Raw genomic sequence first — 11,696 nt, 5'->3', positions numbered from 1 at the left:
CGCGCCTATGCGGCCGCGGGGGCGAACGAACGGTCAGTGCGAGAGTTCAGCGCCGACTACCTGGAGACGACCCGCGAGGGCATGTGGGCCGACTCCCGCGAAGCCCTGACGGATCTCGACCTCGCGACCCGCGAGCGAGTCCTCGACGTGGGCTGCGGGACGGGCGAACTCACCCGCGTCCTCGCCGCGGAGAGCGGCGCAGAGGTCGTCGGCGCCGACGCCGACCCGCGGCTGCTCGCCGCCGCGAGCGAGGTGGGACCCGTCGTCCGCGCCGACGCGACGCGTCTCCCCTTCCGCGCCGACGCGTTCGACCTGGTCGTCTGCCAGGCGCTGCTGATCAACCTCCCCGACCCCGCCGAGGCGGTCGCGGAGTTCGCCCGCGTCTCCTCGGACCTGGTCGCGGCCGTCGAGCCTGACAACGGCGCGGTCACGGTGGACTCGACCGTCGACGCCGAACCGCCGCTGGCCCGCCGCGCCCGCGAGCGATTCCTCGACGGCGTCGAGACGGACGTGACCCTCGGCGCCGGCGCTCGGGGGGTGTTCGAGGCGGCCGGGCTGGAGGTGGTGTCGACCCGCCGGTACGACCACGAGCGCGTGGTGGCGCCGCCCTACTCCGAGGCCGCCGTCGAGGCCGCCCGCAGGAAAGTGACCGGCGAGGGGCTGGCCGACGACCGCGAGACGATCCTGTCCGGGGATACGTCGGAGGGCGAGTACGACGACCTGCGCTCGGCCTGGCGCGCGATGGGCCGCGATGTGGTCGACCAGATGGGCGAGGAGGCGTACGTCCGCACCGAGACGGTCCCCTTCTTCGTCACCGTCGGCCGGGTGAAGTAGCTGGTTCTGTTGTCGTTCGTGGACGGTGGAGATTCTCGGCACGCTGGCTAGCTGGATCGATTACTGTGCTCGACGGCTACCGGTGAAAGCCCTCGACGCGCTCGCTCTGAATCGAGGTGACCGCAGACGACAGCAAGCACTGAAAGCCCTCGACGCGCTCGCTCTGAATCGAGGTGACCGCAGACGACAGCAAGCACTGAAAGCCCTCGACGCGCTCGCGGTCGCTGAGGCGGGATATTCTCGCTCGCACGACTCGCTCGAATAGTGGCCCGCCCAGACGACTGAAGTGAACGCGAGCGCGCCTCGCCCTTTCAGTCCGCCAGGACAGCACCGTCCCGCACAGCACCGCAAACAGCCACACACCTCCCCAGCCGATTCGCTCCCTACGGTCGCTCATCCCTCGCGCAGTTTCGTCGCGCGCATGAAAGCGCGCGACAGCGCGCGCCGAAAAGGAAGATCGCCCGGTCTCAGTCGTCGGCGGGGGCGGGTTCGTTCGCCTCCCAGTGGCTGACGGTGGCCGGTTCGTAGAGGTCCGTCGAGAGGTAGCGCTCGCCGGTGTCGGGGAGGACGACGACCACCAGGTCGTCCGGGCGCTCGCGGGCGACCTCGCTCGCCGCGGCCAGCGCGGCGCCGGCGGAGACGCCGGTCAGGATCCCCTCCTCGCGGGCGAGCTTGCGGGTCGTCTCGACCGCCCGCTCGTGTTCGACGGTGCGGACCTCGTCGACCAGTTCGGTCCGCAGGATCTCGGGGACGAACCCGGCGCCGATCCCCTGGATCGAGTGCGACCCGGCGTCGCCGCCCGAGAGCACGGGCGAGTCGGCGGGTTCGACGGCGACGCTCTCCACGTCGGCCCCTCGCTCCTCCTTGAGGTACTCGGAGACGCCGGTGATCGTTCCGCCCGTCCCGACGCCGGCGACGAAGGCGTCGACCTCGCCGTCGGTGTCCTCGTAGATTTCGGGGCCGGTCGTCGAGCGGTGAGCTTCGGGGTTGGCGATGTTCTCGAACTGGCTGGCGACGACGCCGTCCCGCTCGTCGGCGATGGTCTCGGCGGCCTCGATGGCGCCGTCCATCCCGCCGTCGGCGGGGGTGAGCACGACCTCGGCACCGAGCGCCGACAGCAACGCGCGGCGTTCCTCGCTCATCGACTCGGGCATCGTCAGCACGAGGTCGTAGCCGCGAGCGGCGCAGGCCGTCGCCAGCCCGATGCCCGTGTTGCCGGAGGTCGCCTCGACGACCAGGTCGGCCTCGTCGAGGTGGCCCATGCGCTCGGCGCGGTCGAGCATGGCCGCGCCGATGCGGTCTTTCACCGAGCCGGCGGGGTTGAACGACTCGACCTTGCCCGCGAGGTTGTCGGCGAACGAGTCCAGTCTGACGAGCGGTGTGTCGCCGATCTCCGCCGCGATGTCATCTGCGATATCCATCGTCTCTCCGTAGGCGCTCGCGACGGTTGGGTCGGCGACCTCAACATCGGGGGTAACGACTCCCCACGGACCGGTTCAGGACGATCGACGGCGACAGGGAGCGGTCCGTCGAGGAACTGTTAACGGGCTGCCGGACGATCCGACGGTATGGACCCCAGAGTCGAGGACCACGCGGACGTCATCGTCGACCACTCGGTCGGGATCGAAGCCGACGACGAGGTGCTTATCTCGGCCTCGCCCGAGGCGGAGGACCTGGTCGTCGCCCTCCAGCGGCGCATCGGCGAGCGCGGCGCCAACAGCGTCACGCGCATCGGGAGCAGTCGCGCCAGCCGAGCGTTCATGCGGGCGATGGACCCCGAGGACTACGACGAGCCGCCGGCCGCGCTCCGGGCGATGGTCGAGGAGATCGACGTGGCGATCTCGATCCGCGCGTCGAGCAACACCCACGAGCGGGGCGACGTGCCGCCCGAGAAGAACGCCGCCTACGGGAAGATCATGAAGCCGATCCAAGACGAGATCATGAGCAAGCGCTGGGTGGGCACCCAGTACCCCGCCACGGGCAACGCCCAGGACGCCGAGATGTCCACCGAGGCGTACGCCGACTTCGTCTACGACGCCGTCACCAAAGACTGGGACGAACAGCGCGAGTTCCAGGCCCAGATGGTCGAGATCCTGGACGGGGCCAGCGAGGTCCGGATCGTCTCCGGGGACACCACCGACGTGACCATGTCCGTCGAGGGGATGGTGCCCGCCAACGACTACGCCGAGAAGAACCTCCCCGGCGGCGAGGTGTTCACCGCGCCCGTCCCCGACAGCGTCGAGGGGGAGGTGCTGTTCGACATGCCGCTGATGGCCCAGGGACGGGAGGTCGAGGACGTGCGCCTCGTCTTCGAGGACGGCGAAGTCGTCGAGTTCGAGGCGGCGAAAAACGAGGAGGTGCTCGCCGCCGTCCTCGACACCGACCCCGGTGCGAGACGACTGGGCGAGCTAGGTATCGGGATGAACCGCGACATCGACCGCTTCACCTACAACATGCTGTTCGACGAGAAGATGGGCGACACCGTCCACATGGCCCTGGGCCGCACCATCGAGGAGAACGTCCCCGACGACGGCGACGTGGAAGGCAACGACTCGGCGATGCACATGGACATGATCGTCGACATGAACGACGAGTCGTTCATCGAGGTCGACGGCGAAGTCGTCCAGCGCGACGGCACATTCAGGTTCGAAGACGGGTTCGAGGAGTAGGGAGACGCGAGCGAAGTGAGCGTCTCCGACATCCGAGCGGGGAGCGGAGCGGCCCGCGAGGAGTAGCGAGACCCGCACCACCAGCCCACCGCCCTCACAGGGGGTCGTCGCCCTCGCGCGTCCACTCGTCGGTCTCGAACTTCTCGCGGGCCCGCCCACGCGCTCGCGACAACTCCTCGTCCGACCACGTTCCCTCGTGGGCATCGACCCACGAGCGGAGCGCTTCTTCCAACTCCGCGACAGTCTCGGCTCGACCCATCCCGGTCTGCTCGCGGACGCTCGTCACCCGTTCGTCGAACTCGGCGGCAGTAGCGTCGGGGTCGGCGAAACAATCCAGATGCCGGTCAGTCGTCCGCGAGAACGTGATCGACCCGTGCTGGACGACCGCGTCCTTCCGGCGGTACTGGGCGTTGCCCGAGATCTTCCGGCCGTCGCCGGCGACCACGTCGTGGGCGGGGTGGAGCGCCCGCAGGTAACACGCCGGTTCGTACACCGCCGGCCGCTCCTCGTCGGCGAAGCGGGCGTCGACGCCCATCCGCTCGAAGGCGTCCAGCAGCGGCTCGCAGAGCAACTCGTAGGACTCCAGCAGATCGCCGGGGAGTTCCTCGGCCGGGGCGACGACCGAGTAGGAGATGTCGCCGAAGTCGTCGTGGTAGATCGCGCCGCCGCCGGTGGGCCGGCGGGTGACCGTGACCCCCTCCCGGTCGCAGTAGTCCCAGTCGATCGTTTCGGGGTCCTGGTGGTAGCCCAGCGAGAGCGTGCTGGGCGCCCAGCGGTAGACGCGCAGCGTGCGAGTTCCGTCTTCGGCGGCCGATTCAGCGGCGACCTCGTCCAGCGCCATGTTCAGCGGCCCCGAACGGGACTCCTCGGCGATCAGCCGCCACTCCCGGTCGGCCAGGCTCATATCCTGGGTTGGGACGGTCGCAGGAAATCGGTTGCGTTCGTCAGGTCCGACGACTCCGAGCGGCCCGGTCGGTTCAGAACGGTCCCGTGGAGACGACGTTTTTCATGACCGAGCGCTCGGCCCGACGCAAGAGTTCGGCGGCGGTGCCGGGGGCACAGTCGAGGCGCTCGCCCACGTCCGCGACGCTGCCCTCGCTGGGCGTCTCGTAGTAGCCGCAGTCGACGGCCGCGAGGACGGCCTCGAACTGCCGGTCGGTCAGGTCGCTGCCGGCGTCCAGCCGCCGGGCGTCGTACTCCCCGATCTCCAGCACTTCGGCGTCCATCCCGTCGGGCGTCTCGTCGACGGCCGTCTGGAGCATCTCGGCCGGTCCGACGGCGGTCAGCCGGACGGTCCCGTCGGCCCGGTACTCGACCGGCATCAGCCCGACCAGCCCAGGCTGGGTGAACGCCCCGACGAAGTCCTGACTGTGTTCGGGGATCGTCTCGCGGACGTAGAGGTAGAACGTGTCGTCGGGACACCGGGATATCTCGTAGGTCGACACGCTCTCGACCTCGTCGAGGACCGGCTCGTAGGGGGCGGGGTCACCGTCGACGTGGAACAGGAAGGCCGGTTCCTCCGCCAGCGACGTGTTGTACTGGAGCAGCCGCGAGACAGTGTACCCCTCCTGCTCGACGACGAACTGGTGCATCGGGTGTCGCACGGCCGGCTCCTGGTGGACCGCGACGCGCAGGTACCGCATCGCGCGATCGGTTTCACCGCGCTGACTTAAATCCTGCCCACTCGTGAGGCCCAACGGCGATTGTCCGACCGCGCCAACGGCGCGTATGGACCAACGGCAGCGACAGGTGGGCGAGACCGGGGGGACGGCCCCCGCGTCGCTCGCACCGGCCGACGCCGAGTCGCCCCTCGACGAAGCACTGGCGGTCGTCCCCGACGGCGCCGTCACCGACACCGAACAGCACCTGAACGCCCCGGCGCTCGTCGTCCGGGCCGACCGCGTGCAGGCGGTGCTGTCGGCGCTGCGCGACCGGGCGGGCTTCGACCACTGCGCCTGCGTCACCGGCCAGGCCTACGGCGACCGCTACGAGTCGATCTATCACCTCCGCAGTTACGACGACCCCCAGCGCGAACTCTCCGTCGTCGTCCCGACCCCCGCCGCCGATCCCGAACAGGAGAGCGCGGCGCCGGTGTACCCGACCGCCGACTGGCACGAGCGGGAGGCCTACGACCTCGTCGGCATCGAGTACGACGACCATCCCGACCTGCGGCGGATCCTCCTGCCCGAGACCTGGCAGGGCCACCCGCTCGACCCGGATTTCGGCGGCGAAGAGCCGCAGATCGTGCCCTTCCGCGAGCACGAGAACCCGCTGGCCGACGACCACCGCGACGGCGACACGATGTACGTCAACCTCGGGCCGCACCACCCGGCGACCCACGGCGTGCTCCGCGTCGGCGCCACGCTCGACGGCGAGCGCGTCGCCGAGGTGACTCCGGATATCGGCTACATCCACCGCTGCGAGGAGCAGATGTGCCAGCAGGGCACCTACCGCCACCAGATCATGCCCTACCCCGACCGGTGGGACTGGACCGGTGCCGGCCTCTGCAACGAGTGGGCCTACGCCCGCGTCGCCGAGGATCTGGCCGACATCGACGTGCCGGAGTACGCCCAGGTCATCCGGACGATGAGCGCCGAACTGTCGCGACTGCTCGGGCACTTCCTCGCGGTGGGCACCTACGCGCTGGACGTGATCGGCGAGTTCACCGCCTCGTTCATGTACGCGATCAAAGAGCGCGAGCGCATCCAGTCGGTCCTGGAGGACCTGACCGGCCAGCGGCTGATGTTCAACTACTTCCGACTGGGTGGGGTGGCCTGGGACCTGCCCGACCCCCGCGACGAGTTCTTCGCCGAGATCCGCGAGTTCGTCGACGACCTGCCCGAACGGCTCGCCGAGTACCACGATCTGTTGACCAGCAACGAGGTCTTCCAGCTTCGGACCGTCGACACCGGCGAGTTATCCGCCGAGACCGCGAAGGAAAACGGCTGTACCGGCCCGGTCGCCCGCGGCTCGGGCGTCGACTACGACCTCCGGCGCGACGACCCCTACGGCTACTACCCCGAACTGGACTGGGACGTGGTCACCGCCGAGGGCGGCGACAACTACGCGCGCGTGCTCGTGCGCCTGCGCGAGATAGAACAGTCCGCCCGGATCGTCGAGCAGTGCGTCGACCTGCTGGAGGAGTGGCCCGAGGCCGACCGCACCGTCCAGGCCAACGTTCCCCGGACGCTGCGGCCCGACCCCGACACGGAGATCTACCGGGCCGTCGAGTCCGCGAAAGGCGAACTCGGCATCTACATCCGCGCGGACGGCACGGACGAGCCCGCTCGCTTCAAGATCCGCGGCCCCTCTTTCTCGAACCTCTCCGCACTGGAGGCGGCCGCCCGCGGCGAGTTCGTCGCCGACCTCATCGCCACCATCGGCAGCCTCGACCCCATCATGGGCGACGTGGATCGGTGAAGGAAGTGTCGAGGAGTGCCTAAACGACCGACCACACCGTCGAACCGACACCGCCGGCGATCCGTTTTAGAAGAGCCCGACGCCGACCGCGTAGGGCCACGCCTGCCCGCCGAGCGCGAGGAACCCGAGCGCACCGCCCGCCAGCGCGACGTTCTTCAGGAAGCCGGTCATCTCGTCCTGGGTCTGGTCGTCGGGGACCGCCCAGAAGTCGTGCATCGTCACCGCCGAGACCAGCAGGAACGTCGCCAGCGCGCCGGCCGAAAGCACCGGCGCGGCGCCGAGCGCGACCCCGACTCCGCCGAGGACGAGCACCACGCCCGAGGCGATCACCGAGAACGTCGGCGCGGGGATCCCCTTCATTTCGGCATACCCGGCCAGCCCCTCGACGCCCGAGAAGTGGTTGATCCCCATGAACGCGAGGACGCCGCCGAACAGCAGGCGAGCGACCAGGAATATCACCTCGCCCGCCGCCGACTCGGCGACCATCAGGCCATCACCCCGAGTCTGACCGCGGCGTGTTCGTCGTCCGTGCCGTCGTCGTGAACGCGTGCCTCTGACATCGAGAGCACGTACAGTCCCCATACAAATATGCGTTATCTGACATTGGTGTCACCGGGGGACGGCCGTGTTACCGGGCGATAGCGGAGTCGACCCGAGCGATCCGTGACGGCATCCGGATCCAGGTGTCTCGGTGATACCGGGTTCGTGAACGAACTACCTAAGTGGGTGGGCGGAGTACGGGGAAGCACATGGCGACCGACGCGAACTCCGAAGCGGCGAACCCCGAGGCCTGTCCAGTAGTCGACTCCCTCGAACAGATCGGATCGCAGTGGCGGCTGGTGGTGCTGTACGACCTCCAGGACGGCGAGCAGCGGTTCAACGAGCTCAAACGCTCGACCGGCGCGAGCTCGCGCACGCTCTCGCGCGTGCTCGACGACCTGCAGGAGCTGGACCTGGTCGACCGCCGGCTCGAGGAGGACGCCCCCGTCGCGACGTTCTACTCGCTGACCGCGAAGGGCGAATCGCTCTGTCCCGTCTTCGACGCCATCGAGGGGTGGGCCGACGAGTGGCTCGGCGCGGACGCCGACGAGAAAGACGCGATGGCGGCCGTCGAGGCCGTCGCCGGCGAGTGATTCGGCGACCGCGAACCGCGTCGTCCCGCGCGCTCAGTCCTCGACCGGCCGGAGTCGGACGGACGTGCCGCGGTAGTCTTCGAGGTAGCCGCCCGGCGCGCCGACGCTGACGCTCCGCTCGCCGGTGTCGACGACGAGGCTGTTCTCCAGGGTGAACTCGTTGGTGACCGGGTCGACCAGCGCCTGGCGCACCTCGCGGACGCGGCCCTCGATCCGCTCGCCGGACTCCGTCTCGATTGCTGCGCGCAACTCCGCGCCCGCCTCGCGGTGGCGAGCGGCGGCGAACGTCGCGCGGCGGAACCACTCGAACGTCGCCGGCAGCTCGACCGGGTCGGCCACGTGGACCTCCCGCGGGAACGGCCAGTAGGCGCCGAGGAACGTGGCGATGACGGCGCCGGTCAGTCCCCACTCGGACACCCAGACGACCCCCTCCTCGAAGTAGGCGCCGTCGAACACCTCGGGGCTGCCGATCATCGCCCGCTCGTCGTCGGCGGCGTAGGCGAACGCCATCTCGCCGCCCCAGCAGCGGACGGCCGTCGCCAGGTCCGCGTAGCGGTCGGCCGCCCCGCCGACGTCCGCGACCTCGCCGACCAACAGGAGGACGAGCGCCCCGCGCTCGCGGGCCGCGCGCAACGCCTCGCCGATCTCGGGGACCACGTCCGCCGGCACCGAGACCAGCACCTCCGACTCGGCGCTCTCGATGTCCTCGCGCAGGTTCTTGAGCGCCTTCCGCCGGGATTTCGCCATCTCGATCTCCGAGGTGCGGGGCCGGGTCTCGGTGAAGCGCTCCTCGAGTTCGGGCGTCATCGCGTCGATGCGCTCGGAGATGTCGGCCATCGCCTCCCGCGGCGGGAGCGCGCGGATCGTCGTCGGCGAGGCGTGGTCGTTGACCCGCACGAGCCCCCGCGCTTCGAGGCGCTCGACGATGTTGTACACCGACCGCTGGGTGACGCCCGCCTCGTCGGCGACGGCGCTGGTCGTCGCCTCGCCCAGTTCCAGCAGCGCGAAGTACGTGTTGATCTCGTTGTCCGAGAGCCCGAACACCCGCAACTGTTCGCGCAGCGCCGCGTCGTCGGAGTCCATTTGTGTCGATATCTCGCTCGCGAGTAATCCGTGTGTTGTTCGGCGGGAGCCGCCCCGGCGACCGCGAGGGTGGGAGCGACGGCGCGGCGCGGTCGCCGGAAACCTCGTGACAAGGAGTGTCGTACCGGTCGCCCGGCCGGACGCCGGGCCCGGCGACGAGGGCGCCGTTACATGGTCATCCCTCCTCCGGCGGTTCGAACTCGGTGTCGTAGCTGGCCTGTGCGATCCCGCCGAGCACGAGCACGTTCTCGATACCGAACGAGTGCTCGTAGTCGAACGCCCGCGCCGAAGAACCGGGCCAGTCGAAGTCGCGGACGTTGCCGAACGACCCCTGCATGTACTGGTGGAACGGGAAGTGCGGGACGTAGAAGTTGTAGTACTTCGCGCAGGTGCGGTAGAGCTGCTGGCGCTCGGCCTCGCTGTTGCCCGGCTGGCGGATCGCGTTGACGGTCTCGACGAGGTTGACCTCGGTGGCGTCGTCCAGATCGGGGGCCTTGCCGGCCTCGTCGGGCGCCTCGAAGGCACCGGGTTCGTCGGGCACCTGCTGGACGATCGGTTTGCCCTGGGTGTCGACGGTGTCCTCGGGCTTGGCCTCGATCGGGTCCGACGAGGTGGGACTGCCGGCGACGAGCGTCTCGTCCCACCAGGCGCCCACGTCGTGGTAGTACTGGAAGACGTACGGGTCGCCGTGCCAGTACAGCGAGGTCTCGTAGTTCAGCCCGCCGTTGGGGTCTAAGTTGTTCGACCACGTCGACCACCCCTGCGTCGAGAGGTTCACGCCGAAGCCCCAGTTGGCCAGGTTCGCCCGGATCGTCTGGGCCGCCTGGACGTGTTCGGGGATCGTCGACGTGGCGAACAGGTCGATCTCGGCGGCGTTACCCGTCGGGTCGACCCACTGGCCGCCCTGCCTCGTGTACCCCGCGCGGTTCATGTACTCGGTGGCCGCCTCCGTGTTCGACCCCCGCGAGTAGGCGTGCAGGCCGTCGAGGAACTCCTCGGAGAAGACCGCCTCCGACTGGGCGTCCAGCAGGAACGTGTCGTGGGCGAGCGGCTGGGCGCCGCCCTGACCCCAGCCGTTGGCGGAGACGGCGTTCCAGTCGACGGCCTCGACTAAGGCCCGGCGGACCCACAGGTTCTGGAGGTGCGGGTTGTTCCAGTTGAACTTCCACATGTCCCCGCCCGTGGCGCGCAGCCACCGCGTGAACTCCTGCATGTAGTCGGGCAGCACCTCGCGGTTCAGCGACGCGCCGGGCGAGACGTCCCCGACGTTCACGTCCAGTACGCCCTCGGTCTTCAGCGTCTGGGCGCGGTCGCCCTCCGCCCAGTAGATCGCGAGGTTCTCGACGTTGGTGTGCCCGGCGTTGGGGTGCTCCGGGTCGAGCCGGAGGATCATCCGCTCGGAGCCCACGTCGTCCATCGACTCCAGCCGGTAGGGCCCCGTGCCTGCGAGATACTCGTCGGTCCCGCCCGCCAGCGCGATGCGGTCGAGCGAGACGCGGTCGCTCTTGACCTCGTCGGTCACCGCCGTCGCCCGGTCGCGCGACCCCGCGTCGCGGTACTGCTCCAGGTACGGCTCCGTGAACGACGGGTGCAGCGGCGGGTCGCCGTCGACCGGCCCCGCGTACGTCTCCAGAATGTTGCTCGCCGTCGGGTCCGGCTCCTGGGCCGGGACCGACCCCTTGTCGGTCCACTGGTGGAGCGTCCACTGGTCCTCCGCCTGCTGGTTGAACGTCGCGCCCTCGGTGAACTTGTTCCCGGCCTGGAAGAACTCGACGTGGTTGTGTTTCTCGCGGGCGACCGCGTCGTGGGCGTCACCGTTCCAATAGGCCGAGCGGTCGTCGTGGTGGTCGTACCAGTCGTAGGGGGGCTCGACATCGGTACTCGCGATCCACGTCATGACCTCGATCTCCTCGTGGTCGGGCTTGTGCGGCGTGGGGATCGTCGTCCCGCTGTAGGACAGGTTCGTCGTGTGGACGTTTCGGAGCCCGTGGAGGTCCGACATCCACAGGTCGCCGGCGGTGTTGTCCTGGGGCGTCCACGGGTTCCAGTCGAACACGTCCGGCGAGTTCGCGTGGGCGAAGGCGATCGTGTCGACGACCGGCTCGCGGTCGGTCGCCGTCGGTGCCGCCGTGTTCTCCGACCCGTCGGACGCCGTGTTCTCGGGCTCGATCGGTTCCACCGTGTCGTCGCTCGACCCGAGCGGTGTCGCCGTCGACCCGCCCTCGCTCGGACAGCCGGCCAGCCCCGCCGCGCCCAGCCCCGCGATCACCTGCGCGTACCGACGACGCGAGACCCCGTCCGTCGACTCGCCGTCCGCCTCGTTACCCTCGTGATTAACTACCATGATCCGTGCCCTACTGTGCGCCACCCCTTGAAATAATTTCTGGTGGAAAAATTTCTTCACAATATTTTCGGCCAGCTCGTTCGGCCGTTCGGGCCTGGGAAACGACGATTCCGCTCATCGAGTCCGGGCTCCGGCGATCGCGAACGGGCGATCGGTGTCCCGTGCGGTCGACCGTCCAGAGCGGTCATCCGGGCGGCCCGGGAACGATTCGAT

11 protein-coding genes are annotated in these 11,696 nt (G+C 69.3%); 4 read left to right on the top strand and 7 right to left on the bottom strand.

What is annotated here, in order from left to right:
• Nucleotides 1-36 precede the first annotated feature (36 nt).
• Entirely contained in the window at nucleotides 37-834 is a 798-nt protein-coding gene (locus HZS55_RS07610; RefSeq protein ID WP_179911098.1) for a class I SAM-dependent methyltransferase, read from the top strand.
• 76 nt (nucleotides 835-910) lie between these two features.
• Here the strand turns inward: HZS55_RS07610 and HZS55_RS07605 are convergent, their stop codons facing one another.
• Both HZS55_RS07605 and cysK read right to left on the bottom strand, forming a co-directional pair.
• Nucleotides 911-1,231, bottom strand: coding sequence for a hypothetical protein (locus tag HZS55_RS07605; RefSeq protein WP_179911097.1), 321 nt, complete (start codon nucleotides 1,229-1,231; stop codon nucleotides 911-913).
• Between the two features lie 70 nt (nucleotides 1,232-1,301).
• On the bottom strand, nucleotides 1,302-2,255 hold the full coding sequence (gene cysK / locus HZS55_RS07600) for a cysteine synthase A (RefSeq protein ID WP_179911096.1): 954 nt from the start codon (nucleotides 2,253-2,255) through the stop codon (nucleotides 1,302-1,304).
• Between the two features lie 147 nt (nucleotides 2,256-2,402).
• On the opposite strand from cysK, the gene HZS55_RS07595 reads away from it, so the two are divergent.
• Nucleotides 2,403-3,503: an aminopeptidase gene (locus tag HZS55_RS07595; RefSeq protein ID WP_179911095.1), complete on the top strand. Its 1,101-nt coding sequence runs from the start codon at nucleotides 2,403-2,405 to the stop codon at nucleotides 3,501-3,503.
• A gap of 94 nt (nucleotides 3,504-3,597) precedes the next feature.
• On the opposite strand, the gene HZS55_RS07590 is transcribed toward HZS55_RS07595, so the two are convergent.
• Both HZS55_RS07590 and HZS55_RS07585 read right to left on the bottom strand, forming a co-directional pair.
• Complete coding sequence (locus HZS55_RS07590; protein ID WP_179911094.1) at nucleotides 3,598-4,407, bottom strand: lipoate--protein ligase family protein; 810 nt, start codon at nucleotides 4,405-4,407, stop codon at nucleotides 3,598-3,600.
• A gap of 73 nt (nucleotides 4,408-4,480) precedes the next feature.
• Nucleotides 4,481-5,146 carry a helix-turn-helix domain-containing protein gene (locus tag HZS55_RS07585; RefSeq protein WP_179911093.1) on the bottom strand — a complete coding sequence of 222 codons (666 nt, stop codon included), beginning with the start codon at nucleotides 5,144-5,146 and terminating at the stop codon, nucleotides 4,481-4,483.
• 85 nt (nucleotides 5,147-5,231) lie between these two features.
• Between HZS55_RS07585 and HZS55_RS07580 the strand changes: the two genes are divergently transcribed.
• Nucleotides 5,232-6,923, top strand: a complete 1,692-nt coding sequence (locus HZS55_RS07580; protein WP_179911092.1) for an NADH-quinone oxidoreductase subunit D — start codon at nucleotides 5,232-5,234, stop codon at nucleotides 6,921-6,923.
• A 66-nt stretch (nucleotides 6,924-6,989) separates the two neighbouring features.
• Here HZS55_RS07580 and HZS55_RS07575 read toward each other — a convergent pair whose 3' ends face one another.
• Nucleotides 6,990-7,409: a DoxX family protein gene (locus HZS55_RS07575; RefSeq protein ID WP_179911091.1), complete on the bottom strand. Its 420-nt coding sequence runs from the start codon at nucleotides 7,407-7,409 to the stop codon at nucleotides 6,990-6,992.
• Nucleotides 7,410-7,672: 263 nt separating this feature from the next.
• On the opposite strand from HZS55_RS07575, the gene HZS55_RS07570 reads away from it, so the two are divergent.
• Nucleotides 7,673-8,056: a winged helix-turn-helix transcriptional regulator gene (locus HZS55_RS07570; protein ID WP_179911090.1), complete on the top strand. Its 384-nt coding sequence runs from the start codon at nucleotides 7,673-7,675 to the stop codon at nucleotides 8,054-8,056.
• A gap of 33 nt (nucleotides 8,057-8,089) precedes the next feature.
• On the opposite strand, the gene HZS55_RS07565 is transcribed toward HZS55_RS07570, so the two are convergent.
• Nucleotides 8,090-9,139 (bottom strand): TrmB family transcriptional regulator, encoded by a 1,050-nt coding sequence (locus tag HZS55_RS07565; protein ID WP_179911089.1) that lies wholly within the window; start codon nucleotides 9,137-9,139, stop codon nucleotides 8,090-8,092.
• Nucleotides 9,140-9,314: 175 nt separating this feature from the next.
• The gene (locus HZS55_RS07560) at nucleotides 9,315-11,483 is read right to left on the bottom strand and encodes an ABC transporter substrate-binding protein (RefSeq protein WP_179911088.1); all 2,169 of its coding nucleotides are present in this window, start codon (nucleotides 11,481-11,483) and stop codon (nucleotides 9,315-9,317) included.
• Between the last annotated feature and the right edge of the window lie 213 nt (nucleotides 11,484-11,696).

The organism is Halosimplex rubrum, assembly GCF_013415885.1.
In the GTDB taxonomy this organism is placed as follows: Archaea; Halobacteriota; Halobacteria; order Halobacteriales; family Haloarculaceae; genus Halosimplex; species Halosimplex rubrum.
The sequence above is the reverse complement of the archived record's forward strand: the minus strand, read 5'-3'. Positions and strand labels throughout refer to the sequence as shown.

Coding starts and splice junctions, on each gene's coding strand:
- HZS55_RS07605 (WP_179911097.1), bottom strand. CDS start 1,231: ATGAGCGACCGTAGGGAGCGAATCGGCTGGGGAGGTGTGTGGCTGTTT.
- cysK (WP_179911096.1), bottom strand. CDS start 2,255: ATGGATATCGCAGATGACATCGCGGCGGAGATCGGCGACACACCGCTC.
- HZS55_RS07595 (WP_179911095.1), top strand. CDS start 2,403: ATGGACCCCAGAGTCGAGGACCACGCGGACGTCATCGTCGACCACTCG.
- HZS55_RS07590 (WP_179911094.1), bottom strand. CDS start 4,407: ATGAGCCTGGCCGACCGGGAGTGGCGGCTGATCGCCGAGGAGTCCCGT.
- HZS55_RS07585 (WP_179911093.1), bottom strand. CDS start 5,146: ATGCGGTACCTGCGCGTCGCGGTCCACCAGGAGCCGGCCGTGCGACAC.
- HZS55_RS07580 (WP_179911092.1), top strand. CDS start 5,232: ATGGACCAACGGCAGCGACAGGTGGGCGAGACCGGGGGGACGGCCCCC.
- HZS55_RS07575 (WP_179911091.1), bottom strand. CDS start 7,409: ATGGTCGCCGAGTCGGCGGCGGGCGAGGTGATATTCCTGGTCGCTCGC.
- HZS55_RS07570 (WP_179911090.1), top strand. CDS start 7,673: ATGGCGACCGACGCGAACTCCGAAGCGGCGAACCCCGAGGCCTGTCCA.
- HZS55_RS07565 (WP_179911089.1), bottom strand. CDS start 9,139: ATGGACTCCGACGACGCGGCGCTGCGCGAACAGTTGCGGGTGTTCGGG.
- HZS55_RS07560 (WP_179911088.1), bottom strand. CDS start 11,483: ATGGTAGTTAATCACGAGGGTAACGAGGCGGACGGCGAGTCGACGGAC.